This window comes from Marinomonas sp. 63XJN7_9_ISO-PGPR-S23-217 (assembly GCF_056173515.1).
In genome coordinates this window covers 5,046,353-5,070,884 of the sequence record NZ_CM149678.1, presented here as the reverse complement: position 1 = coordinate 5,070,884, position 24,532 = coordinate 5,046,353, and the positions used below count along the sequence as shown (strand labels likewise).

Here is a 24,532-nt window from a genome sequence, read left to right as displayed (position 1 = left end):
TTTTTAGCTGATTAAACGGGCCTTTTACTCTTCATATATTAGCTAATTTCTAGTAATAACCAAAAATAATTCAATTTCTGGTCATTACCAGATTGACACGGTCGAATTTTATACACTATAGTGGTTTTAGACAGTCTGAACTCAGACTCAATTGGTGATTCGTTGATAATAATAAATAGAAAAATGAGATCGACATGAACTATCCAGATATTTTTGATCTATCAAAAAAAGTCGTTGCTATTACAGGTGCTGCCAGTGGTATTAGACTTGAATCCTCAGCTTTTGCTGCTTGCGGTGCTAATTTGGCGTTCATGGATCTCAATGACTTATCTCTAGAATCGCTAAAGCATCCCCTTCTTGATCAATACTCAATCAGAATTACATCCTATTCAGAAATCGCTGAGCTGACTCTATTTCTTGGATCAGATGCATCTACTTATTTAACAGGGGCCGTCGTGTTTATCGACGCTGATACCTGTCTTTAAACATGAGGGACATAATGAAAAACATAACAGAACAAACGGAAATCGAAATACGTCAAAGTATTATTGATGCGTGTATTGCCATGAATGCTTCGCAAATTAACCAAGGAACGTCGGGTAATATTTCGGTGCGTTTCGGTGAAGGGATTCTGATCACACCGACGTCGATGCCATATAACAAAATGACACCTGAAGACATTGTCTGGATGGGATTCGACGGACAAATTATTGGCACCAGAACGCCTTCCTCTGAGTGGAATTTCCATCTGGAAATCATGAGACATAAGACGGAATCCAACGCGGTCGTCCATGCTCATCCTACCGCCTGCACAACCTTATCGATTATGGAAAAAGGCATTCCGGCCATTCATTACATGGTCGCTGTCTGTGGTGGCCATGACATTCGCTGCGCTCCATATGCAACCTATGGGGTAAGCCAGTTATCAAAAAATGCATTGCAAGCCTTAGAAGGGCGTTCCGCTTGCTTACTTGCCCACCATGGAATGATTGCCACGGCGACATCATTAGATAAAGCTATGTGGTTGGCCGTAGAAGTGGAGACGCTCGCGAAACAGTATTTAGGTTGCTTGCCCATGGGGGAGCCGCCTTTGTTATCAGAAGAAGAAATTCAGACTGTTATCAATCGTATGTCTGGTTATGGTCATACGGACTGATGATAGTGAAATTGGCTGAGTCGCATTTGTTGCTGAACCAGCATTTATCCACAACATAGGAAAATCAAGATGCAATCAAATAAAAACAAAAATCGCACAATGATAACCACTGCTATTTTCTCCCTTGCTTTAGCAGCAAGCTCCTACGCAATGGCGGCAGATAAGCTGCCGTTATCTGGTAAAACCGTGGGCGTTACGATTATTGGTACTGATCATGACTTTGATCTAAAAGCCTATCAAGGTCAGATCAATGAATTAAAAGCATTAGGAGCAAAGGTGATTGCATTGGATGCGAATCGTAACGACCAGACTCAGGTCAGTCAGATTCAAACTCTGATTGCGCAACGTCCCGATGCCATTATTGAACAATTGGGTAACCTGAAGGTGCTTAATCCATGGTTGAAGCGAATTAAGCAAGCCGGTATTCCGTTGTTTACTATCGATACGGAAACGCCTTATGCGATCAATAATACGACTTCGAATAATTACAGTATTGGTTCTGAACTGGCTCTGCAAATGGTGAAGGACATGCATGGCGTCGGTAAGGTTGTGATGTTTAATGGTTTTTCGTCTGTACCTGTTTGCAAGATTCGTTTAGATGAAATTCGTTATGTATTTAAGTCGTACCCTGGCATCAAAATTATCAAGCCAGAGTTACGCGATGTTATCCCAAACACAGTGCAGCAAGCTTATTCTGATATGTCGGATATGCTGACTAAGTATGGCCCTGGCTCTGGACTAAAAGCGGTTGTTGCTTGCTGGGATGTGCCTATGATTGGTGCCACTCAGGCAATTGAAGCGGCTAAACGCACGGATGTAAAAACTTATGGAATAGATGGCAGTCCTGAGTATGTGGCCATGGTGCGCAATCCAAAATCACCCGCAGCAGCCGTGGTCGCTCAACAACCCTATGAAATCGGTAAGCAAGCCGCTAAAAACGTTGCCACCTATCTGAATGGTGGCTCAGTCCCTTCATTCACTTTGGTGCCATCCGTATTAATTACAAAAGCTGGCAAAAAATAGCGTGACTGAGTCCGCAACAGAATAGCCGTTTGATTAAACATGCCTGGAGGATATCGAGTCATGTTTAATCGCTGATTTCTAGGGGGAAGCACATGAATTCAATCGCAGTAGAAATGCGAAGTGTATCCAAGGTATTTGGGCCAGTCAAAGCGCTAAATCAGGCATCACTGATTATTGAGTATGGCACTATCCATGGCATTGTTGGGCAAAATGGCGCGGGTAAGTCCACTATTATTAAAGTGTTGGCGGGGATCTATCGTCACGATGAGGGTTCCGTGTTTGTTGGTGGGAAAGAACTAAAAAGTATTACACCGAAATCGATTGAAGAGAGCGGCGTTCATTTTATCCACCAAGATCGTTTATTAGTAAGCACCGCCACAGTTGCAGAAGCGATTTTCTTGCGTAACGAACCAAGATTTGGTCCTTTCATCAATCATCGCAAAATGAATGCTCAAGCCGCTGAGCTGTTAAAGCAGTATTTCGATTTGGATCTCGATCCTAGTACGTTGATTGCTGACCTTTCTACAGCACAACAAAAAATTGTGCAGATTACCCGATCATTGAGCCAACAGGCCAAAGTACTGGTGCTTGATGAGCCAACCGCCGCGTTGGTGACGAAAGAAGTGGATCGCTTATTTACGGTATTACGTCGTCTTAAAGAAGAGGGTATCGCCATTGTTTTCATTTCCCACTACATGTCAGAGATTGAAAATATTTGTGACACGGTGACCGTGCTACGTAATGGTGAAAATGTGGGACAAGTCTCTCCTAAACAAGTGGGCATTGAAAGAATCGTTACTATGATGACTAATCGGGATACCTCAGAAATGTACCCTAAACGAAACATTAAAGTAGGGTCTCCTGTCTTGGAAGTGAACAACTTATGCCTCAAAAATCATTATCAAGATGTGTCTTTTAACGTGGGCGCTGGGGAAATTGTTGGCATTGCAGGATTATTAGGTTCTGGTGATAAAGAAGTATTACAGAGCTTATTTGGCTTAACACCTCCTGACAGTGGTTCAATCGCTATAGATGGAGCGACTCATCAGTTAAATAGCTCGGTTAATGCTGTTGAAAATGGCATTGCTATGATACCTGAAGATCGGCGAGCTCACGGTGTTGCGGTTAGTCTTTCCATTGCTGAAAACATCTCATTAGCCTCAGTGAACAACATCTCTAAGGGTGGTTTTATTAATCGACGGCAAGAGGCTCAGTCGGTTAATGCTTTAATTGAAGAATTGGGTATCAAAACGCCAAGTGGAAATATGTTGGTGAGTAATCTTTCTGGTGGGAATCAACAGAAAGTGGTTGTAGCAAAATGGTTATCTTGTGATAGCCGAGTCTACTTATTAGATGAGCCGACTGTAGCCGTTGATGTTGGTTCTAAGATTGAAATTTATGGTTTGATTAATCGTTTAGCTTCAGAGGGAAAAGCCATTGTTTTTGTCTCATCAGACTTTGAAGAAGTGGCTGAAATGTGTGATCGCATTTTGGTGATTTATAAAGGTGAAATGATTGGTGAATACAAGGGTGGAGAGATTGATGCTGAGCAACTACTTGCCGCTGTATCCGGTAAAAAAATAACCATAAATAGGAGTGCCCTATGAAACTCCAAACCGATAAAACTGACACGAGTTCAAATGGATATACCCTACAAAAAATGGCGATACGGTTGGGCGCATTTGCCGCCTTTCTAGGCATCATGATCTTTTTTGCCGCAACGGCGAGAGGGTTTACGTCTAGTTACAACATTCTAAACATTGTTGAGCAATCTGCGATTCTAGGCTTTTTAGCTTTTGGTATTACCGTGGTGTTTATTGGAACGGGTACGGATGTACAAAAAGGAGGTATTGATCTTTCTATCGCTGCGAATGCTGGGTTGTGTACTGCTGTTTACGCCGTGCTATTAGAAGGGGGATATGGTGATAGTGTCGCGATTCCGGCAGCCATTGTAACAGGGCTGGGCATCGGCTTTCTGAATGGTTTTGCGGTGGTGACACTGCGTATTATGCCGTTATTAAGTACGCTTGCAGTTATGAATATCGCCGCAGGTTTAGAGCTGGTCGTCACGCAAAATACCGTTATTGGAGCCTCTTCTCCTGTTTTAGATATGCTTGCTTTTGATAAATTTCTGGGGATTAGTGCGTTAGCTTGGTGTCTCATTATTGGCTCCATTTTGATGGTTTGCATTATTCATTTTAGTCCTTTGGGGTTGCGACTCTACTCGGTTGGGGGAAACCTCGAAGCCGCAAAATCCGTGGGAATTCATACTGGTCGCTACATATATGGAAGTTATTTGTTCTCTGGGTTTGCGGCTGGTGCCGCCTCGATATTAATTGTCTCGCGATTAAGTTCCTCAACGCCAGGGACTGGTTTGTTATTGCTTCCTGTATTGGCTGCCGCATTGTTGGGCACAGTGTTTTCAAGACGCTTTGTACCTACCATTGGCGGTACTTTATTAGCAGTGCTTTTCATTGGTGCTTTATCGAATGGCTTCCAACTTTTGGGGATTTCTTCCTATTGGGTGAGCGGCGTTCAGGGTGCCCTTATTCTGGTGGTGGTCGCCATGACTTCATTTGCTAAAAAATCATAGGGGAAACAATATGACTGTTAATAATAAGAATTTTGCCCCAAAACTCTCAGTAGAGTTGCTTTCAAATTATGCTGTTTATGTCGCTTTTATTTGTATATTTGTTGTGTTTTCAGTGGTGGCTAATGGTTTTTTAAGCATTGATAACTTTGCGAATTTGATCGCCAATAAAGTGGTGCTGCTAGCTATCGTATCATTGGGAATGACTATTGTGATTGCTGCTGGTGGCATTGACTTGTCGGTGGGTGTTTCCATTGACCTTGCTTCAATGGCATTTATCATGATGATTGGAGCTGGTTTTAACGCCGTCTTGGCTGTCATTGTCGGCATTTTGATAGCGGCTTGTGTCGGGCTAACCAATTCCCTGTTGATAAATAAACTCAAAATCGACCCTTTCTTAGCGACATTAGGTGTGTTGTTTATTGGTAAGTCCGTACAGCAACTAGCCACACATGGCGGATCCCCAATCTATCTGACAACAGGCGCTTTTTCGGCACCGTTTGATGCGATTACTGGTACGTCTTTGTTTGGTATTCCAACACCTGTTTGGGTGCTTGTCGCCTGTATTGTGGCAGTGTATTTAGCGTTACACAGAGGGAAATTTGGTCGTTATGTGAATGCCTTAGGGGCTCAAGCCGGTGTGGCCAAATATTCAGGTATTCGTGTGCCGCTGCAACTTACCTTAGTGTTTGTCTCATGTTCTGTACTTTGCGGTATTGCAGGGATTTTGCTTTCTTCGACGGTGCGTTCTTATGTCCCGTTGGCTGGCGACGCGTTTTTGCTTGATGCTATTGGGGCTACCTTTATCGGAACTGCGATTAGTAAGGAGCGCAAGCCTTCTGTCTTCGGAACGATTTTAGGTGTGTTGCTTTTGGCAATGTTGAGAAATGGGTTGTTACTGGTTGGCTGGAATTTCTTCTGGCAACAAGTGGGCATCGGTGTACTGGTCTTCATCGTGCTGGGACTGTCTTTTGGTCTTCGTAAACGTACGGAATAAGGGGAATAAAATGCCAAGTTTTGATGTGAGTTCTGTGGGTTTTGCTGTTCTTGATATTTTAGGCTACCCAGTGAGTCGTATTCCCGAAGGTGGACACGCTGATTTTATCGAGCAAATACGAATGACCGTGGCAGGGACCGCCGCCGCGACCGCTGTTGACTGTGCCATTTTGGGGTTAAATACGCGCATGGTGAGTACCGTTGGTACCGACGAAATGGGCGATTTCTTGATCAATAAGATGAACCTGTTTGGTCTTGATACAGCATTGGTTCGACGTGACGACAGCGTACAAACATCCGCAACCATTTTACCGGTTCGGCCGAATGGTGAGCGTCCAGCATTACATGTACCTGGAACTGCGGCAACGTTTGATGTGGCTGAAGAAGATATGGAAGCGGCGCTGGACGCTAACATTATTCATATTGGTGGTACAGGGTTACTGCAAACATTCGATGGCGTCAACACGTTGAATTTTATGCAAAAAGCGAAAGCACTTGGCCGTATCACCACATTCGATTTAATCCAAGCGACACCGGAAACCACCGCACTGGTTCTCCCCTTACTTTCTTATATTGATTATTTCATTCCTTCTATAGAAGAAGCCTCGGCTATGGCTGGCTTGGCATCGCCTATTGAGGTTGCTAGGTGGTTTAAAGAACGAGGCGTGAAGAATGTCATTTTAACTATGGGGTCGGAAGGCGTATATGTTGATCCAGACCAAGGTTTGCCCTTTTCCTTAGCGGCCCATGACATTGAGGTTGTGGATACCACGGGGTGTGGCGATAGTTTTTCCGCAGGTGTCATCGTGGGATTAGCCAAAGGCTGGACGCTGCAAGAGAGTGTCCGTTTTGCTGGTGCCGTAGCGGCCAAAGTGGCGATGGGGCTGGGCTCTGATGGCAAGCTGATTTCTTTTGACGATACTTTGCATGCAATGAATAGCTGGCCGTTAAAAACGCTTAAAGCGCCATGTTAGCAATACCAGAATCGCACTAAGTGTTGACTATTTTTAAAACAAGAATAAGAGGTTCGTTATGTCTGATTTAACAAATAAAGTCATTTTGGTGACAGGGGCCAGTCGAGGAATAGGCCGAGCGCTTGCGGAAGGGGTCGCTCAGCATGGGGCAGATGTGGTTATTTGCGATTTGCCGCGTGAATCAAAAGGCTTAAGTGAAGTCCAGTCTGCGATCGAAAAGCTAGGTCGTAAATGTTGGCTATTTGGCGTTGATATTACTGATAAGAGTGCAGTGGAGAACATGGTGGCCCAAGCGACGAAGCAGGCAGGGCATATTGATGTGTTGGTGAATAATGCTGGCATTCTTAAACCATCATTGTTGGAAGAGCTTAGCGAAAGCGATTGGGACGCGCATTTTGCTGTTAACGGCAAAGGCCTATTGTTTGTGACCAATGCGGTTTTGCCTCAGATGCGACAACGGAAGAATGGACGGATTATCAATATTGCGTCGATTGCGGCTCGACAAGGTGTGCCAACACAAGGGCATTATGCTGCAACGAAAGCGACAGCGGTCACCTTAACTCGTGTTTATGCTCAAGAAACGGGCATGGACGGTATAACCGTCAATGCTATTTGCCCAGGTATCATTTTAACGGAAATGGGTAAGAATAATCTGGGGTCTGAGGAGGCGATTAATCATTGGAAGGAGGTCGCAGCACTTAAACGTCTTGGTGAGCCAAGTGATATTGTTGGCCCAGCGGTATTTTTTGCCTCTGACCTAAGCTCTTTTGTGACTGGGCAAGCACTGAATGTTTGCGGTGGGATTTATTTTCACTAAGGAGGTCATTATGGAATCGGTAGCAATTATTGGGGGAGGCCCAAGTGGCATCGCGGCTGCTCGCTATTTGAAATCTCAAGGTTTCGCCCCGGTGATTTATGAAAGCTATAGTGAAGTTGGTGGACAGTGGGCCTGTATGAACCCTAATTCCGGTGTGTGGCCTCAAATGCGCACTAATACAGCGAGAATGGTGACGCGTTTTTCTGATCTTGATCATGGAGACGATATTGCCCTGTTTCCGAAAAACACTGATATCCAGCAATACTTAAAAGAGTATTTGGACGTATTTGATTTAGCCGGCGTGGTTCACACCAATACGCGCCTTACATCGTTATTTCGAGTGAATAGTACATGGCATCTTGAACTCGATCATGATGGTGAAGTGGAACAGAAGACCTTTGATAAAGTGGTGATTGCAACAGGGGCTTATAACAATCCTGACATCCCCAATATTGAGGGATTAGCTGAATTTTCAGGGGATTGTGGTGTGATTCACGCGTTTCATTATGACGACCCAGAGCGCTACCGAGGGAAAAAAGTACTGGTGGCTGGAGGCAATATCTCTTCGTTAGAAATTGCGTCAGATTTAGCCATGCTGGGGACTGAAAGTGTGACAACGACCATGCGCCGCCAGCGCTATGTCATGCCTAAGTTGATTACGGGAACGCCTACTGAGTGTTTTGCCTTTACTCGTCGTGCGGCACTTTGGCAAGAACAGGCAAGTGCTGAAGCGTGGGCCGCAGAGACCCGTGAATTTATACTGAAATACTCTGGTAACCCTGCTTGGTATGGTGCGCCAGAGCCTGATGAAGATGTTCGTGTTGCAGGTACTACGGGCAGTCAGCATTTTTTGCATTTGATCGCAGAAAATAGGATTACTTGCAAACCTTGGATCGCCAGAGTGGAAGGCCGAGTCGTCCATTTCACGGACGGTAGTCAAGCAGAGTTTGACGGCATTATCTTTGGCACGGGTTATAAGTTGAACTTGCCATTTCTAAGTACGGAATTACGGCAGCAGCTAGAACTGTCCAGTAAACACATTACCTTAGCAAACCATACCTTCCATCCCGATGTACCGAACTTAGCATTCATGGGCCTATGGGGGCAAATTGGCCCTTACTTACCCGTGCTTGAACAGCAGGCCAGATATCTTGCCTACAGTTGGAGTGGATTGAATCCTCAAGATGAAGAGACCCTCCGTTCCGCTTGCAAAGACAGTGTGAACTCGAAAGGTAAAGATTTATATCAACACGTGCAGACGATTAAATTTGCTCGCCTGAATGGTTCCGACCCTGAAGGAAAAGTCTCTGAACAAGTGGCAACACTGATTAATGATCATCCGGTGACAGCCTTGACCTTTAAATTAGTGGGGCCAGATGCCATGCCTGATGCCTATGAGCAATTACAGCAAGAGTCGATGCGTTTCGGCTTAAAACCCACGTCTTTGCGTTGAAAAGGAAACTGCTATGAACAATATCGACAAATTTTATATTAATGGTCACTGGGTAGCACCGCATGGCACGGAAAAGCATAAACTCATTAATCCTGCAGACGAAAGCTTTCTCTATGACATTCCGATGGCTAATCAACAGGATGTGAATGCCGCTGTTCAAGCCGCACGACAGGCGTTTGATGCATGGCAATTAACCAGTAAAGCAGAACGACTGACGCTTCTGCGTCGATTATTAGCACTCTATAACGAGCGATACGACGACATTGCTGCGCTGATGACCAAAGAAATGGGGACGGTATTGTCTTTTTCTAAAGATGCTCAGGCTTGGGTGGGACGTGCTCATCTTGAAGCTGCGATTGATGCATTGGATGAATTAGAACTGGAAACTATGCAAGGCGATACTCAGTTGTCTTACGAGGCAATTGGTGTATGTGGTTTGATCACGCCTTGGAACTGGCCGATGAATCAGTTGGTGGTCAAGGTCGCTCCGGCCTTGGCAGCCGGTTGTACAGTAGTAGCAAAGCCATCGGAGTATTCACCGTTATCCTCGCTTTTGTTTGCCCAACTTATTGAAGAAGCGGGATTCCCTGCTGGGGTTTATAACCACATAACGGGCTATGGAGAAGTTGCTGGTGAAGCCTTGTCCGCCCACCCTGATGTCGACATGATATCTATTACGGGCTCGACCCGAGCAGGTATCGCGGTGGCGACAACCGCTGCACAAACAGTAAAACGAGTTGCACAGGAGTTAGGGGGGAAATCGGCTAATATTGTCACTCCAGAAGCCGACCTAAAAACGGCGATATTCGAAGGGGTCGGGGCTTGTTTTGTGAACTGTGGTCAGGCTTGTCGTTCGCCGGGGCGTTTATTGGTCCCGGCTGACAAAATGGAACAAGCTAAGCTATACGCCAAAGAAGCCGCTGAAGCGCATACGGTTGGTCATCCAGAACAAGATGTGAGCCTTGGCCCCGTTGTTAACCTACTGCAGTTTACTCGCATACAGTCTTTGATTCAGTCTGGCATTGAAGAAGGTGCGACCTTAGTTAGTGGAGGACTGGGCCGACCTGATGGTTTGGATTCAGGTTACTATATCAAGCCCACCGTTTTTGCTGATGTGGTTCCTGGCATGTTAATAGAGCGTGAGGAAATCTTTGGGCCAGTAATAACGCTAATCTCGTATCAAGATACTGATGAGGCGATTCGTATCGCCAACGATACGGTATACGGACTGTCTGGCTACATTCAGTGTCCTGACTTAGAAAAAGCACGCTATATTGCGCGACGTTTAAGAGTCGGATCGATTTGGATAAATAATGCAGCCTGGGATGCGAGAGCGCCTTTTGGTGGCTATAAACAATCAGGTAATGGTCGAGAGCATGGTAAATGGGGACTGCACGACTATCTTGAAATTAAATCGACAGCGGGTTGGGGCTAAACACTGAAAAAATCACTTCTCAAGCATACTGTTTCCTCCCCCAGCGGTTTTGCCCATCTCTACGGTGGGCTTTTTTATCTAGCACTTCTTTTCTTCTTATGTTGATGAACTTACACTGGCCTTGCTTGTCTTTAAGACAGGTATTCTTGGGCATAGTAGGTAGAGCATTCAATGGAAATCAGTCGTACTCATTCCTGGTTTGACGCAATAAAACGCGTCGAACGAAGTGTTGTTTTTCAAGGTTTTATCATCAGTGTTATTGTTGTTGCCGCGTTGACGGTGGGCGCCAAAACCTACCCGTTACCCTATGGCATTGATAAAGCCATTAACTATCTTGATACCTTTATTACCGTCTTTTTCCTCTTGGAAATCAGTTTGCGTTTTTTGGCTAGCGAATCCAAAGTGCGCTTTTTCAAAGAGCCTTGGAATATTTTTGATATAGTGATTGTGGTCGGTAGTTTGGTACCGATATCCGACACGGACATGGTGTTGGTCGCACGTTTGCTGAGAGTCTTTCGGGTATTACGTTTAGTCTCCATCATTCCTGATCTGCGTTTTCTTATTAACGCTCTGTTTAAAGCCATTCCGAAGATGGGCTACATTGCATTGCTGATGTTTATTATTTTTTATATATTCGGTGCTGTGGGGTCGATCTTTTTTCAAGGAGTGAATGATAAGCTTTGGGGGAACATTGCGATCTCCATGCTGACCTTATTTCGTATTGCCACGTTCGAAGACTGGACGGATGTCATGTACGAGACAATGGAAGTTTATCCACTGAGCTGGATTTTCTATATTGTCTTTATCTTTCTGACCGCGTTTGTGTTTTTAAACATGATGGTGGGTGTGGTTTTGGATGTCATGACACGAGAAACCGCCGCACAGGATCAGGAAAATCAAGAAAATAACCACCAAGCCCTGGTGGAACAGATCTCTCAACTGCAAGCCCAAGTATCACGCCTAGCCGATAAGCTAGACGCGCAGCAAGGTAATGATGAGCACAAGTAACGAAGGGCCTGTAAACCTCTCGAATTATGAAGAAGGTGACGTATAAAATGATAGATGATCTCTCTAAGTTAATGGCATTCTCTACCTGTAGCTACGCTGATTTTCTTGCGGACGATGCGTTTATGGACTTTGGCATAAAACCGCTATGGTCTGGAGCGCCACGATTAGTCGGCAGAGCTTTCACTGTGAAATGTGAGCCTGGTGATAACCTGATGGTGCATGCCGCTATTTATCAAGCGCCGCCAGGGTCGGTACTGGTGGTTGACGCTGGCGACAGTCGCTTTGCGGTTGCTGGTGGTAATGTCTGTGCGACGGCGGCTGAACGCGGTATTAGCGGTTTTATTATCGATGGTGTGATTCGCGATGTGGCAGAGGTTCGCGAGATGGGGTTCCCTGTCTATGCACGGGGGAACGTTCCAAAACCGGGTAAAAAAGCCAGGCTAGGGGAACTGAAAACGCCCATCCAGTGCGGTGGCATCACCGTCAATAACGATGACATCATCGTCGCTGACAAAGAGGGGATTGTCGTGATTAAAGCTGATGAGGTGGACGCGATATTAGCGAAAGTTGAGGCCAAAACGGCGAAAGAAAGTGAGCAATCTTTAGCCGACTGGCAACAAGCCCATCAGCAGAAGATAGCGTCGCTTATCTCCGCTTGCAAAGCACAGAGTTAGAGTAAAGAAAGATCGTTTTATAGTTGGTTGGCTCGACGACGAGCCAACCAATGCCCACCCAATGCCCACCCAATGTGTTCATCAGTAAACCAAGCAGTATGAGGACAAGGTCAATCCATTGTACAGGCGGGTGGTTCCGTCTAATAAAAGTGCCGAACTGCGGACTTGCATTGTTATTAGTTACCTTTATACCTTCACTTTCTTTGACTCTGATTCCGTATTTTTAAGTGGTAATGTTGAACTGAGTTTATGTCCTAGTTCGATATTCGGAGTGACAAATGTTGTATCAAAAGTTTAACAGTCAGCATGAAATAGATGAGCAATATAACCCTATGTTAGGTAAGGATGCCGCTTCTATTTTATCCGGTGTTGCGAAAAAAAGTGATGACACATGTGATGTATTGGGAGCACCGGAAACGCTAGCATTTGGCCCTACTTTAGATGAGCACCTAGAGGTATTTAAAGCTGCAGAGTCAAAAGCTCGTTTGCATATTTTTATCCATGGAGGGTACTGGAGAGCCTGTAGCAGTAAAGAGTTTGCCTTGGTGGCTCGTCAGCTGGTGCCGGCGGGTGTCACGACACTGATCGTTAATTATTCCCTTTGTCCTAAAGTGAGCATGTCCGAGATTGTTCGCCAGGTGAGATCCGCAGTGGCTTGGGCATGGCATAACGCTGACCGACTGGATATTGATCGAAATCGCATTTCGATCTCTGGGCATTCGGCTGGTGGACATTTGGTCGGGATGCTATTGGCAACAGATTGGGAAGGTGAGTATGGCTTACCAAGGGATGTGATTAAAGGGGCGCTTGCGGTCAGCGGGCTATTTGATTTAAGGCCTTTTCCGCACTCATGGTTGCAGCCAGTGTTGCAATTGTCTGAACGTGACCTACAGGATTTAAGTCCTATTCATCTAGAAGCGAATTATCCTATTCCAGTAAAAATCAGAGTGGGGGCGTTGGAGTCTGAAGAGTTTCATCGTCAATCTAAGGTTTATGCTAGTCATTTATCGAGCAAGGGGTTTGACGTTGAGTATGCAAGTGTACCTAATGTAGATCACTATAGTGTACTCGACCACTACTATAAAGCTGATGGGATGTTACTAAAGGATATACTTGATATGTCCTCTATGTAGACCTTAGCTTGGGGTGGTTCGGTAGCTTAATAGCGTAGTGACTCAGATTGCCGATTGGCAGGCTTACGTTGCACGCCTCACGGATAAAATCGACGTGCAACAAGCTAGAAGGGATGAATTTCTCTTTTGTTGCAAAAGGACGTTTAAGCGGTACGCTGACTGATTTTTTTTAGCCAGCGCCCACCGAATGTGTTCATCAGCAAACCAAATAGTACGAGGGTGATGCCAATCCATTGCATGGGGCTAATGGTTTCGCCTAATAAAATCGCCGAAGACGTTAAGCCAACAATTGGCACGCCTAAGCTGAGTGGTGCGATGGTGGCTGCCGAATAACGGGACATCAAATAACTCCATAAACCATAACCTCCCACTGTGGCGAAGATAGACAAATAGGCTAAGGTTGCTGCAGTCGACCAGTTAATATTCAGTAAGCTGTGTGTGATCACCTCTGGACCGTCGATAAACCAAGAGCAAAGAAAGAAGGGGATGGGCGGAATCCAACAACTCCAAATGACCAAGTTAACGTTGGCGTGATAGCCTTTTTGACCGATGATCTTGGTGCTGATATTGCCCAACGCCCAAGAGCTGGCGGCAGCTATGGTTAAACCAAAACCGATGGCCGTCATTTCATGATGACTGTTCGATAGGGCAATAAAAGCCAAACCACCCGCAGAGATAGCAATGGCGAGTAACTGATAGGGACGAACAGACTCTTTTAAGAAAAGCACGGCAAAGAGTAGGGTGAAAATGGCCTGAGATTGTAAAACCAAAGAGGCGAGACCTGCTGGCATGCCAAGTTTCATACCGGTAAACAATAGAGCAAATTGTCCGAAACTGATCGGTAAAGCGTACCAAAACCACCATTTTATTGGTGTCTTGGGGCGTTTGAAGAAGAAAGAACCGACCACAGCGACAATCAAAAAACGCAACCCGCCCAGTAACATGGGAGGCAGGCCATCTAGCCCCCAAGCGATGACGACGAAATTTAAGCCCCATGCAATGATAATTGCCAGTGCCAACAGCATATCTTTACGGGTCATGCGGTAAATCCCTTTAGCAGGTATGAGAAATAGAGGGGGATTCTACGATGTTTCCACTAACTTGCCTATGTACAGATTGGCGAATAATGTGACAGACAGATTAAGGCTTCATCATAAAAAAGGCTACCAGTGGCAGCCTTTGCGGTTGAAAACGAACGATACATTACGTCCTTCGAAATCTTTAAATAAACAATAATATGGCCAGATTCATCACTTGAGACAGAATGGCGATGCCGATAAAGCCACCTAAATACAGCAGGCAAAACCACTGCCAAGGCTTTAGCTTATCGGTTTTGGCTTTTAATGCTTTTAACATATTAATAACCCTCCTGATAATCCTCTACTTTGCCTGAAAAGATGCGGTATCCCCACAGGGTGTAGAGGCAAATAGTCGGAATAAAAATACACACCCCAGGCAAGACAAACTCTAAGGTTGTTTTAGGTGAGACGGCTTGCCACAAGGTCAGTTGTTGCGGAATCATGTATGGGAAAATACTGATAACTAAGCCTGCTAAACCAAGCAAGAAGAGCAAGATGCCACACCAGAAAGGGCGGGACTCATGGCGATGACTGTGAAGGTCTTTCCATGAGATCACCCCAGCAACAAGGCAGAGCAAAGGCAAAGGTGCAAGATAAACAAAGTTCATACCCGAGAACCAGCGCTGATAAATATAAGGCTGGGTAAGAACAGTCCAAACACTGACAACAACCATGGCAATCAGTACGGTGATCAATAGCGTTTTGGCAATATTGGCCGCATGGGCTTGGATATCGTGGCGACTTTTCATAAATAAGTAACAGGCTGCTAACATGGCGTAGCCTGCCATGACTGCAAAGCCCGTGAAGACCGTAAAGGGCGTGATCCAATGCAGACTGGAAAAGGCGCTGGAGTCTGCTGGAATACCCTGTACCACGGTGCCCAGTATGAGTCCTTGGCAGAAAGCGGCAATCGCAGAACCGGCGCTAAAGGAAAGATCCCAATAGGCACGAGAACGATCAGATTTGAAGCGATATTCAAAGGCGACACCCCGGAAGATCAAGGCAAACAACATCAACATCAAAGGGATGTACAAGGTTGACAGTAATGTGCCATACACTGCTGGAAAGACGCCGTATAACAGTGCACCACCCATCACCATCCAGGTTTCGTTGCCATCCCATACATGTGAGATGGACTGCATTAGATGATCTCTCTCCCCTGGTTTATCGAACCAGGGGTATAAGATGCCAATACCTAAATCAAAGCCATCTAGAGAGACATACATGAAGATAGCAAAGCCTAGAACCAAGAAATAAAATAAGGTTAAATCCATCATTTCTCTCCTTCTGGATGATGATCTTCATGTTTAAGGTTTTTTACCCAAGCAAGGGCGTAACCTGGCGCATTCATACCAATAAGTTGCTTTTCAAGCGTGGCCATTTTGGGTGGCCCTTTGCGGATGAGTTTGCGCATGAAGTACAAGTAAACAAGCCCCAATAAACTGTAGATAATAACAAAGGCGATCAAGGTAAAAAGGACACGCTGTGCGGGCAATGGAGACACCACATCGACGGTACGAACTAGGTTATAAACCACCCAGGGCTGACGTCCCACTTCGGCAACATACCAGCCTGCAATGGTAGAAACGACCCCCATTGGCGTAAAAAACGCCACGGCACGTAAAAACCATTTGTTTTCATACAATCTGCCTTTGCGACGCAATACCAAAGCCGCTAATGCAATCAATACCATACCAATGCCCAAACCAACCATGACGCGGAACGACCAGAATACCAAGGGGGCGTATGGTCGGTCTTCTTTAGGGAAGGCTTTAAGACCTGTGACGGCGCCGTCAAAAGAGTGCGTTAGAATGAGACTGCCCAAATGCGGGATTCCGACTTGGTAATCATTTTGTTCGGTTTTCATATTAGGGATGGCAAAGAGCAGTAAAGGAACGTTGCTCTCTTTTGCTTCCCAAATTCCCTCTATAGCGGCGAGTTTGGCAGGCTGATGTTCTTTGACTTCAAGCCCTGATTGGTCGCCCACTTCTACTTGAACCAGTGTCAACACCAGCAACATCCACATGGTCATGGATAGGCCTTTTTTGGCGAAGTTCGTGTGTTGCTTTTTCAATAAGTAAAAAGCACTCACACCAGCGACCAATAGGCAGGCGGTGATAAACGAAGCCAACAACATGTGGGTAACGCGATAAGGGAAGGATGGATTGAAAATAACATCCATCCAGCTATCTACATGAAACACGCCATTGACGATTTTGTAGCCCGCTGGGGTTTGCATCCAGGAATTGGCTGCCATGATCCAAGTAGCGGATATCCAGGTACCAATTGCCACAACAAGGGTCGAGATGAAATGTACTTTTGGTCCAACCCGTTGCCAGCCAAACAGCATGACACCTAAGAAACCGGCTTCAAGGAAGAAGGCCGTCAGTACTTCGTATACTAAGAGTGGACCAAGCACCGGCCCCGCTATCTCAGAGAATTTGGAAAAGTTGGTACCAAATTCGTAAGACATAACAATGCCGCCAACCACGCCCATACCAAAGGTAATGGCGAAAGGCTTAATCCAAAACTTGGCAAGTTGCAAATAGCGAGGGTCGTGGGTTTTAAGCCATAACCCTTCCCAGATCGCAATCAAGGTCGCTAACCCTATGGTGATGCTGGGGAATATAATATGGAAGCTAACGGTAAAGGCGAACTGCACTCGCGATAGCATCTCAGTGTTTAGATGTTCCATATATTGACCTAATAAAGCAGTGAACTGGAGGATAAGCCCCTTAAAACCTTGGCTTATCCGTTAGGATGTGAACGGTGAATTAAGACTTTTTATTAGACAATTCTTTGATCGCAAGCGGCGCAATTGCCAAGCAAATGATGATGAAAAAAGCGATGATTTCGGTCATAAAAGAAGCATTATTCATGGTGGCTATCCTATTAGTTAAAGAAGTATTGAGATAAATCAATTTATTTGTTCTGCATAGAGCAAAGCCCATGCCAGTCTGTGAATTGTCTTTAACCTTATGAAATATAAGAAGAAAAAATTCATGCTTGATATAGATGTAAACAATGTTTACGATTTTTGTTCTGTTTAGGTGTAAACGAGGTTTACAATGACATTTTCTTTGATGCTCGAAATTGCCATGTTGTTATGCAGCGTATGCGGCCTCTTGGTCGGAGCATGGTTATTATGGCGGGCTCGAAAGCAACACGATCTGCAAGCCCTAGCCGGATTTGCCATTATGATGGCCATTTGGTGCTTTGGTCATGTGGCTATGTTGCAAGGCTATGACGTGCTGGGGGTGAGTATCATCCTAGCCAACCCCTTTATGCCGACTTTCTTTTTGCACTTTGCTATTCGTTTTGTGAACTCGGGACCAGCACAAACCCCTTGGTTAACGCGCTTGTCACAGTCTATTCCGTGGTTTTATGTGGCGAGTGTTGTCGTGGTGCTATGGAGCTGGTGGATACAAGGCGGTGCGTCGACCAAAACCTTGCAAGTGGATTCATTCTTCATTTTTACCCGCAGTGGCATTGGAAACTTGGTGTACACCGTGTTATTGGGGGTATTGGCTCATGGGGTCTTGTTATATGGCTGGTATCGACATAAAGGCAATAAGCGCCGCTCGATTTTAGCTATGTTTGGCGTTGGTGCCTGGGGGTTATTACTTGCGACCAGTTTTGTTTTCCCCTCGTTTGGTATTGGCTGGTTTCCTTACCCAATGCTCTTACTGCCGACTTATTTGCTCTTGCTAGTCTATGCGGTGGTGCGCTATCAAATTTTAGCCGTGAATGCCTTCGCTAACCGCGCCTTGCTCTGGGTCGCGATGATGTTGGTCATTTTATGCTTGATTGCCGTCATCAGTGTGGTGTCCGGACGCCTTGGATTACAGGCGTTAGCCAATGTACCTAGCTGGCAACTTTGGCTCTATTCCTTGGTGGTTGTACTGCTTGCCACACTGCTTTACCAACCGCTGAGTCGTCTGATCTCCCGTTTGATTTACCCAGGTGCGGCGCTTAATGAAACCGTCCTAGAAACCTGGTCTACCCAACTCAACCAGGCTCAAGATTGGCAAGAGCTAGTGAAAATTGGTGAACACTTACTCTCACGACAGATAAGACACCGTGTGTTGATTCGTTTAAACATTCCTTCTCTTCTTGAGCTTAATGCACACACGGAAGGAGGGCTTTCTTTGGCTGTCTCTCGAGGAGAGAACGGTTGGCACTATAGCCTTGTTGGATGGGGCGATACCAGTCCAGGAATGCGCTTGAGCGCCGAGGTGTTTGGCTCTTTATTTTCGACCAGTTGTGGCTTATTGGAGCGCTCACTGGCTCTGGCCGAAGCCGAGCGAAAACGTTCAGACGAGAAGCATTTAGTGGAGCTTGGGGGCTTGTCGGCAGCCATGGCCCATGAGTTGCGTAATCCCCTCAATATTATCGCCATGGCGGCTTACGATACGCCTTCCGACATTCGTCAACATATCCAGACGCAGTTAAAACGTGCAGACCGTTTGGTCAGTGATATGTTGGTGTATTCAGGTGGACTGTCACTGCAACCCGTTTCGATATCACTAGGAAATTTGATCCAAGATATGTTGGCGCAAACCGAGTTGGGAGGAATCCAATGGGATATGGAGATTGAAGAGAACCTAGTGCTAGAAGCCGATCCCCAGCGGCTGCAACAAGTGTTCAACAATTTAATTGATAATGCGGTGTCTTTTTTGCGCAACCAACCGAATCCTCGCTTGCGGATTACCGCGAAAACGGTGAACGCACAGTTTGTACAGATACGAGTACATAATAATGGGCCTGGGATAGATACGTCGTTACAAACGTCTTTATTTCAGCCATTTGTGACGAAACGAGCGGGGGGCAGTGGGCTGGGACTCGCCATTGTTCGACGGATAATTGATGCGCATCATGGTGAGATTCAACACAGAAACGATCTCGGCTGGCCAGTGACATTTGAACTCAGCCTTCCCTGTTCCCAATCTAATAAACAATCAGTATCAACAACGGATGAAATCTATGGCAACCAATAAAATACTTTTAGTGGATGATGAACCAGCTTTTCGTGAATTAGCGGGTCGTTGGTTGACTAGGCAAGATTATGAGGTTCAAGGTGCGGGGACGTTGGATGAAGCCCGTGCGGTGCTGGCCTCGTTTGATGCCGATTTAGTGCTGTTGGATCTTTCCATGCCGCCACACTTTGATCCGCAACTTACTTTGGAGTCCATGGCGGATTTTGAGGGCCGCCCAGTGATTATCATTACTGGCAATGCGGATCGAGAGCTGGCTTTGAAAGCGGTGTCCCTTGGTGCATGGGATTTTATCGCTAAGCCAATTGACCCTGATATGTTAGCCGTTGTGGTACGTCGAGCCATTACGAAAACCACATTGGAACGTGAAATTAGCCAGCTTAAACAGTCTACTCAGCAGCCGACGGGGGCTGCGAGTTATTTAGGTCTCTCCCCAAACGCGCAGAAAGTTCGAGCGTTGATTGAACGTATTGCGCCGACCAATGTAAGGGTCTTGGTGACAGGGCCTTCTGGTACTGGGAAAGAAGTGATCTCCCGCGCTTTGCACGATGCTAGCCTGCGAGCCAATCATGCTTTTATTTCAGTGCATTGTGGGGCGATTCCGGCGGAACTGTTAGAAAGTGAATTATTCGGCTATGTGAAAGGGGCTTTTACCGGCGCGGAGAAAGACAAAGAGGGATTATTAGCACTGGCGGATAAGGGCACTTTGTTCTTGGATGAAATTGGTGAAATGCCGCTTCCTATGCAGGTGAAACTGTTACGAGTCTTGCAAGAAGGGACGTTCTTCCCCGTCGGTGGTCGTGAACAAAAACACATTGATGTGCGAGTGATCTCGGCAACCAATGCGGATTTGGTTGAAAAAGTTCGTGATGGCTCCTTTCGAGAGGATTTGTATTATCGAATCAAGGGCGTGAATATCGAAACACAGGCATTGGCGGAACGGCTGGAAGATGTGCCTATCCTGTTACAGACTTTTTTACAACGCCTACAGTCCCAGCAGTCAAAGGCGTTACAACTCACAACCGAGGCGATGCAGTGGTTTCGTCGTCAACAATGGCCCGGCAACGTACGAGAGCTAAAAAACACATTAGACAGCGTGGTATCCATCTGTCCACAAGGTCGCATTACCTTAGAGGATATTCAACTGCTTTATCCTGATGCGTCTGCACAGCAAAGCATGGAGCAATTAGCGATCGCCAATAATTTATTGCCGGACGACAAGACTTTAGAAGAGCAGGTTCGTGAACTGGAAATTCGTTTAATACGTCAAGCACTAGACGCGAGTGATGATAATCGTAGTCAAGCGGCTCGTCAGCTAGGATTATCACGGCAAGGGTTGCTAAAAAAAATTGAACGCTATGGCTTGTAGTGTATTTATATCACTGTGTTTGTTGTGTTAGTAGATCACTTAAATAGGTTAAAAAGTAGCGCACAATGATAGAGTGTTTACGGCGTGACATTACTTGCACCTGTAAGCTCCTCTGCATTAGTGAGGGAGCATGTATGGGGCGAATAACAAGGTTATCGTGTTTGGCTCGACGAGCCACTGTGAGTTCACCACATAAGGAAATGGCGTCGCTACTTTCTGCGACAAAGGTATAAATTGTTCCTACTGTGCTACTGGTAAGTGCAGGTGCCATTTGGATGCCTTCAACGTGACAGGCTATATCCAGTAAGTAGCTTAAAGTTGTGCCGGGCTCTGAAGATGCCAAAGGATATTCGGTTAAATCTTTGATGTTAAGAAAGGCTTTTTCAGCCAAAGGATGATTGTTAGATAATAATGCCACCACGGGGGAAGGGCATTGTAATGTGACTTCTACCCCCTGCTCAGGTTGTAAACTGAAGGTTAGGGCGGCATCCACTTTCCCCTCTTTGACCAGTTGCGTGGCTTTACTGGAACCGACGACTTGGATCGAAAAACGAGCGCTTGGGTAGGCATGGCGAAACTGGGCAACCGCATGGGGTAAAAAGTCCCATGCCATGCCTTCAGGGCATGCCAGCGCAATGGACTGCTGTTGAATATTATTAATGCCTTTCATTTCTGCCAAGACGTTTTTAAATTCCAAGGCATTACGCAGCGAGTAAGTATAGAGAATGTCGCCTGCTGTGGTGAGTGACATGCCTCTGGCTTTGCGTTCAAAAAGCGGCAGTTGTAGCTTTTCTTCTAATTGGGTTATTTGGCGACTAATGGCCGAAACGGCCACATGCAGTTCTTCTGATGCGGCAGACAGAGAGCCCGCTTTAGCGACGGCATGAAAGTACTTGAGTGATATATCGTGCATCAGCTTTCTACTTTATCGAAGCCTCGGTTATATAATTAATAATTGTTGTAAAGCTTCTCCCATCTTAAGCTAAATGTCGTATTTAAAGCGATATTTTGGGAGAAAAAATGAGTGATGTTTCCAGTCAAGGCCGACAATTGGCATTGCAACTCGCTGCGCAGACGCTAGAAGAGGGGCTTTTTATAGACACGTTAACACGCCGTGTTCGTTTTCCTACTGAAAGCCAAAACCCTGAGGCCAGTAGTCACTTGCATCGCTACCTTATTGAAGAGATTCAACCCACTTTAGAGGCGCTGGGCTTTGACTGTGAGATTTACCCGAATCCTATCGAATCTTGCCCGCCTTTATTGATTGCCAAGCGTATCGAAGACGATGCGTTACCAACACTGTTAACTTACGGGCACGGAGACGTCACGAATGGGCAGGCGGAATTGTGGCAAGCGGGTACGCATCCGTGGACATTGTCGCAGATTGGTGAGCAAATCTTTGGTCGTGGCACGGCGGACAATAAAGGCCAGCACACTATTAATCTTATGGCGCTAGCATCTGTTCTTGAGGCGCGCCAAGGTAAACTGGGTTACAACATCAAAGTGCTGTTCGAAATGAGCGAAGAAATTGGCTCAAAAGGATTGGAACATTTTTGTCGGGAGCACAAAGACGCGTTGCAAGCTGATGTGTTTTTGGCGTCCGATGGCCCCCGTCTTAATGCCCAAATACCAACGATATTTTTAGGTTCCCGTGGTGTTTGTCAGTTTCGATTGCGTTGTGAAACGGGCAACGGTGATCGTCATTCTGGAAACTGGGGTGGTGTTATTACCAACCCTGCCATACGTTTACAGCATGCGTTAGCCAGCTTAACAACCGCTGATGGTCGCCTCACCGCTACCTGTTTACGGGCGCCTTTGCCTGATGGTGTTGCCGCAGAGATGATGCGCGAGTTAACCATTGGTGGTGGTGCGAATGATCCTGTTTTGAATGATCAATGGGGGGAGGCTCAATTGAGCGACGGCGAGCGTTTATTTGGTTGCAATACACTTGAAGTGATTGCTTTGGGGGCGGGTGATATTAATAAGCCTATTGGTGTTATTCCAAATGTCGCCGAAGCCGTGTGTCATTTACGTATTGTTCCCGGAACCGATTGGCAAAACTTGGTGGCTAATTTGACTGCTTTTTTTGAAGAGCAGGGCTTAGGGGATGTGAAAGTCCTTTATGAAGGAGGCTACAATGCAACACGGTTGGACCCAGCTCATCCTTGGGTCGGATTTGTGAAAACATCGATGGAGACATCGTTGGGGCAAACGGTCACTGTATTACCCAACTTGGGCGGCACGATTCCGAATCACTGCTTTGCCGATGTATTAGCATTGCCGACGGTTTGGATGCCTCATTCTTATCCTTCCTGTAAGCAGCACGCGCCAGATGAACATCTTCTGGAGAGTATTGTAAAACAAGGGCTGTTATCAGCCGCTGGGGTGTTTTGGGATCTTGGTGAGCACTGGCCTAATTAGAGATAACAAATATCAATATCTGCACCATCCTAAAATAGGCGACCTCACTATGACGTCGCCTATTTTATGGCGCCTTATGATGGGCTTAGCGTATTGTAAAGTACTTACGGATCGCCATAAGAGACATCAAGCTAATAAAACTGGTGAAGAGCAAGTAATAACTGGGGGCTAGCTCATCTCCAGTTGCGCTGATCGTCCAGACCAATAGAAAGGGCGTAAAGCTGCCAAATATCGTGGTGCTGATGTTATAGCTAAGCGACATACCCGTCGCGCGAACGCGAGTAGGGAAAAGCTCTGACATCAAGGCAGGCAAGCCGCCAAAATACAGGGACTTTAAAATACTCAACCAGAATAAAACACTTGCGAGCATAATCAATGTTGGGTGATGGGACAGTAAGAAAAACACAGGACAAACACTAATAAAAAAGAGTAAGCCTGCGGCCATCATTAAGCGGGTGCGGCCAATACGGTCTGATAAAATCCCCACAAAAGGGGTGAGTACCATAAGTACGGTATAACTGATTAGCGTGCCACCATAGCCAATCGAATTGCTTAGACCAAGGTATTTTGTCGCATAAGTCGGCATGAAAATGATGGAGTAAGTCACGGATGTAGACAGAACCATGGCACCAATGTTGAGTAATATGCCAAGCTTGTTGGAGGAAAACAGTTCAACGAGAGGGATTTTCTCTTCTTTGCTTTGTGAAAACTCTCCAGCTTCTTCAATATGTCGGCGAATATACAAGCCAATTGGACCGATTAAAAGGCCAAAAATAAAAGGAACACGCCACCCCCAGCTTTCAAGTTGATCTGTGGTCAGTGTGGTGGTTAATAGCAACCCAAATCCTGCACCTAACAATCCACTCAACCCTTGGCTCGCAAACATAAAGCTCGAAATAAAGCCTTTGCGTTCAGGATAATGTTCTACCAACATCGCCGTTGCACTACCAAACTCTCCGCCAGCGGAAAAACCTTGTAATAAACGAGCGACTAATATACCGATTGGTGCAAGCAGGCCAATGGTTTGATACGTCGGCATTACCGCGATCAAAAATGTGCCTGCCATCATCAGCCAAATGGTGAGTAACATCGCGGATTTACGACCAACTTTATCTGCATAGTTACCAATGACAACGGCACCAAGAGGGCGAATTAAATACGACATGGCAAAGGCAAACAAGGCCAACATCAGTGATAGGGTGGCATTGTCTGTGGGGAAGAAGAGCTTAGAAATGGTACGTGCAAAAAAAGCATAAGCGATAAGATCAAACCATTCCAACGCATTACCAATGGAAGAGGCAACAACCAACTTGACGAGTTTCTTATCTGAGATTGTTCTATTCGAGAGGGGGGTATCAACGTCCACATGCGTATTCATCATGGATATGGCTCCGCAGTATTTTTATAATT

At 45.9% G+C, this 24,532-nt stretch carries 22 protein-coding genes; 16 read left to right on the top strand and 6 right to left on the bottom strand.

Going from position 1 to position 24,532, the window contains the following annotated elements:
* The first annotated feature begins 194 nt into the window (after positions 1 to 194).
* The 13 genes from AC0VYI_RS23510 to AC0VYI_RS23450 all read left to right on the top strand — a co-directional run bounded on the left by AC0VYI_RS23510 (position 195) and on the right by AC0VYI_RS23450 (position 13,259).
* The gene (locus AC0VYI_RS23510; RefSeq protein ID WP_475445986.1) at positions 195 to 485 is read left to right on the top strand and encodes a hypothetical protein; all 291 of its coding nucleotides are present in this window, start codon (positions 195 to 197) and stop codon (positions 483 to 485) included.
* Between the two features lie 14 nt (positions 486 to 499).
* On the top strand, positions 500 to 1,156 hold the full coding sequence (locus AC0VYI_RS23505; protein WP_475445984.1) for a class II aldolase/adducin family protein: 657 nt from the start codon (positions 500 to 502) through the stop codon (positions 1,154 to 1,156).
* A 69-nt stretch (positions 1,157 to 1,225) separates the two neighbouring features.
* On the top strand, positions 1,226 to 2,179 hold the full coding sequence (locus AC0VYI_RS23500; protein ID WP_475430071.1) for a sugar ABC transporter substrate-binding protein: 954 nt from the start codon (positions 1,226 to 1,228) through the stop codon (positions 2,177 to 2,179).
* Positions 2,180 to 2,271: 92 nt separating this feature from the next.
* Positions 2,272 to 3,786 carry a sugar ABC transporter ATP-binding protein gene (locus AC0VYI_RS23495; RefSeq protein WP_475445982.1) on the top strand — a complete coding sequence of 505 codons (1,515 nt, stop codon included), beginning with the start codon at positions 2,272 to 2,274 and terminating at the stop codon, positions 3,784 to 3,786.
* Complete coding sequence (locus AC0VYI_RS23490) at positions 3,783 to 4,772, top strand: ABC transporter permease (protein WP_475430069.1); 990 nt, start codon at positions 3,783 to 3,785, stop codon at positions 4,770 to 4,772. Before AC0VYI_RS23495 ends, AC0VYI_RS23490 begins: the two co-directional genes overlap by 4 nt.
* 10 nt (positions 4,773 to 4,782) lie before the next feature.
* Positions 4,783 to 5,766: an ABC transporter permease gene (locus AC0VYI_RS23485; RefSeq protein WP_475430068.1), complete on the top strand. Its 984-nt coding sequence runs from the start codon at positions 4,783 to 4,785 to the stop codon at positions 5,764 to 5,766.
* Positions 5,767 to 5,776: 10 nt separating this feature from the next.
* Complete coding sequence (locus AC0VYI_RS23480; protein ID WP_199478123.1) at positions 5,777 to 6,739, top strand: carbohydrate kinase family protein; 963 nt, start codon at positions 5,777 to 5,779, stop codon at positions 6,737 to 6,739.
* Positions 6,740 to 6,797: 58 nt separating this feature from the next.
* Positions 6,798 to 7,556: an SDR family NAD(P)-dependent oxidoreductase gene (locus tag AC0VYI_RS23475; RefSeq protein ID WP_475430067.1), complete on the top strand. Its 759-nt coding sequence runs from the start codon at positions 6,798 to 6,800 to the stop codon at positions 7,554 to 7,556.
* 10 nt (positions 7,557 to 7,566) lie between these two features.
* The gene (locus tag AC0VYI_RS23470) at positions 7,567 to 9,009 is read left to right on the top strand and encodes a flavin-containing monooxygenase (protein ID WP_475445981.1); all 1,443 of its coding nucleotides are present in this window, start codon (positions 7,567 to 7,569) and stop codon (positions 9,007 to 9,009) included.
* Positions 9,010 to 9,022: 13 nt separating this feature from the next.
* Positions 9,023 to 10,444 (top strand): aldehyde dehydrogenase family protein, encoded by a 1,422-nt coding sequence (locus AC0VYI_RS23465; protein WP_475445979.1) that lies wholly within the window; start codon positions 9,023 to 9,025, stop codon positions 10,442 to 10,444.
* A gap of 171 nt (positions 10,445 to 10,615) precedes the next feature.
* Positions 10,616 to 11,452: an ion transporter gene (locus tag AC0VYI_RS23460; RefSeq protein ID WP_199478127.1), complete on the top strand. Its 837-nt coding sequence runs from the start codon at positions 10,616 to 10,618 to the stop codon at positions 11,450 to 11,452.
* 47 nt (positions 11,453 to 11,499) lie between these two features.
* A complete protein-coding gene (locus tag AC0VYI_RS23455) occupies positions 11,500 to 12,126 on the top strand; it encodes an RraA family protein (protein ID WP_475445977.1) in 627 nt (208 codons plus the stop codon).
* 278 nt (positions 12,127 to 12,404) lie between these two features.
* Entirely contained in the window at positions 12,405 to 13,259 is an 855-nt protein-coding gene (locus AC0VYI_RS23450; RefSeq protein ID WP_475445975.1) for an alpha/beta hydrolase, read from the top strand.
* 143 nt (positions 13,260 to 13,402) lie between these two features.
* Here the strand turns inward: AC0VYI_RS23450 and AC0VYI_RS23445 are convergent, their stop codons facing one another.
* The 4 genes from AC0VYI_RS23445 to AC0VYI_RS23430 form a co-directional block, all read right to left on the bottom strand.
* Positions 13,403 to 14,299 (bottom strand): EamA family transporter, encoded by an 897-nt coding sequence (locus AC0VYI_RS23445; RefSeq protein ID WP_475445973.1) that lies wholly within the window; start codon positions 14,297 to 14,299, stop codon positions 13,403 to 13,405.
* Positions 14,300 to 14,480: 181 nt separating this feature from the next.
* Positions 14,481 to 14,615: a hypothetical protein gene (locus tag AC0VYI_RS23440; protein WP_475430060.1), complete on the bottom strand. Its 135-nt coding sequence runs from the start codon at positions 14,613 to 14,615 to the stop codon at positions 14,481 to 14,483.
* A gap of 1 nt (position 14,616) precedes the next feature.
* On the bottom strand, positions 14,617 to 15,615 hold the full coding sequence (gene cydB, locus AC0VYI_RS23435) for a cytochrome d ubiquinol oxidase subunit II (RefSeq protein ID WP_475445971.1): 999 nt from the start codon (positions 15,613 to 15,615) through the stop codon (positions 14,617 to 14,619).
* The gene (locus tag AC0VYI_RS23430) at positions 15,612 to 17,033 is read right to left on the bottom strand and encodes a cytochrome ubiquinol oxidase subunit I (protein WP_475445969.1); all 1,422 of its coding nucleotides are present in this window, start codon (positions 17,031 to 17,033) and stop codon (positions 15,612 to 15,614) included. The genes cydB and AC0VYI_RS23430 overlap by 4 nt, the downstream gene beginning before the upstream one ends.
* A gap of 373 nt (positions 17,034 to 17,406) precedes the next feature.
* On the opposite strand from AC0VYI_RS23430, the gene AC0VYI_RS23425 reads away from it, so the two are divergent.
* Both AC0VYI_RS23425 and AC0VYI_RS23420 read left to right on the top strand, forming a co-directional pair.
* Positions 17,407 to 19,335, top strand: a complete 1,929-nt coding sequence (locus AC0VYI_RS23425; RefSeq protein WP_475445967.1) for an ATP-binding protein — start codon at positions 17,407 to 17,409, stop codon at positions 19,333 to 19,335.
* Positions 19,322 to 20,701, top strand: coding sequence for a sigma-54-dependent transcriptional regulator (locus AC0VYI_RS23420; protein ID WP_475445965.1), 1,380 nt, complete (start codon positions 19,322 to 19,324; stop codon positions 20,699 to 20,701). The genes AC0VYI_RS23425 and AC0VYI_RS23420 overlap by 14 nt, the downstream gene beginning before the upstream one ends.
* Positions 20,702 to 20,711: 10 nt before the next feature.
* On the opposite strand, the gene AC0VYI_RS23415 is transcribed toward AC0VYI_RS23420, so the two are convergent.
* Complete coding sequence (locus AC0VYI_RS23415) at positions 20,712 to 21,614, bottom strand: LysR family transcriptional regulator (protein ID WP_475445963.1); 903 nt, start codon at positions 21,612 to 21,614, stop codon at positions 20,712 to 20,714.
* 107 nt (positions 21,615 to 21,721) lie between these two features.
* On the opposite strand from AC0VYI_RS23415, the gene AC0VYI_RS23410 reads away from it, so the two are divergent.
* Positions 21,722 to 23,122: a M20 family metallopeptidase gene (locus tag AC0VYI_RS23410; protein ID WP_475445961.1), complete on the top strand. Its 1,401-nt coding sequence runs from the start codon at positions 21,722 to 21,724 to the stop codon at positions 23,120 to 23,122.
* 85 nt (positions 23,123 to 23,207) lie between these two features.
* On the opposite strand, the gene AC0VYI_RS23405 is transcribed toward AC0VYI_RS23410, so the two are convergent.
* Positions 23,208 to 24,503 carry an MFS transporter gene (locus tag AC0VYI_RS23405; RefSeq protein ID WP_475445959.1) on the bottom strand — a complete coding sequence of 432 codons (1,296 nt, stop codon included), beginning with the start codon at positions 24,501 to 24,503 and terminating at the stop codon, positions 23,208 to 23,210.
* Positions 24,504 to 24,532 lie beyond the last annotated feature (29 nt).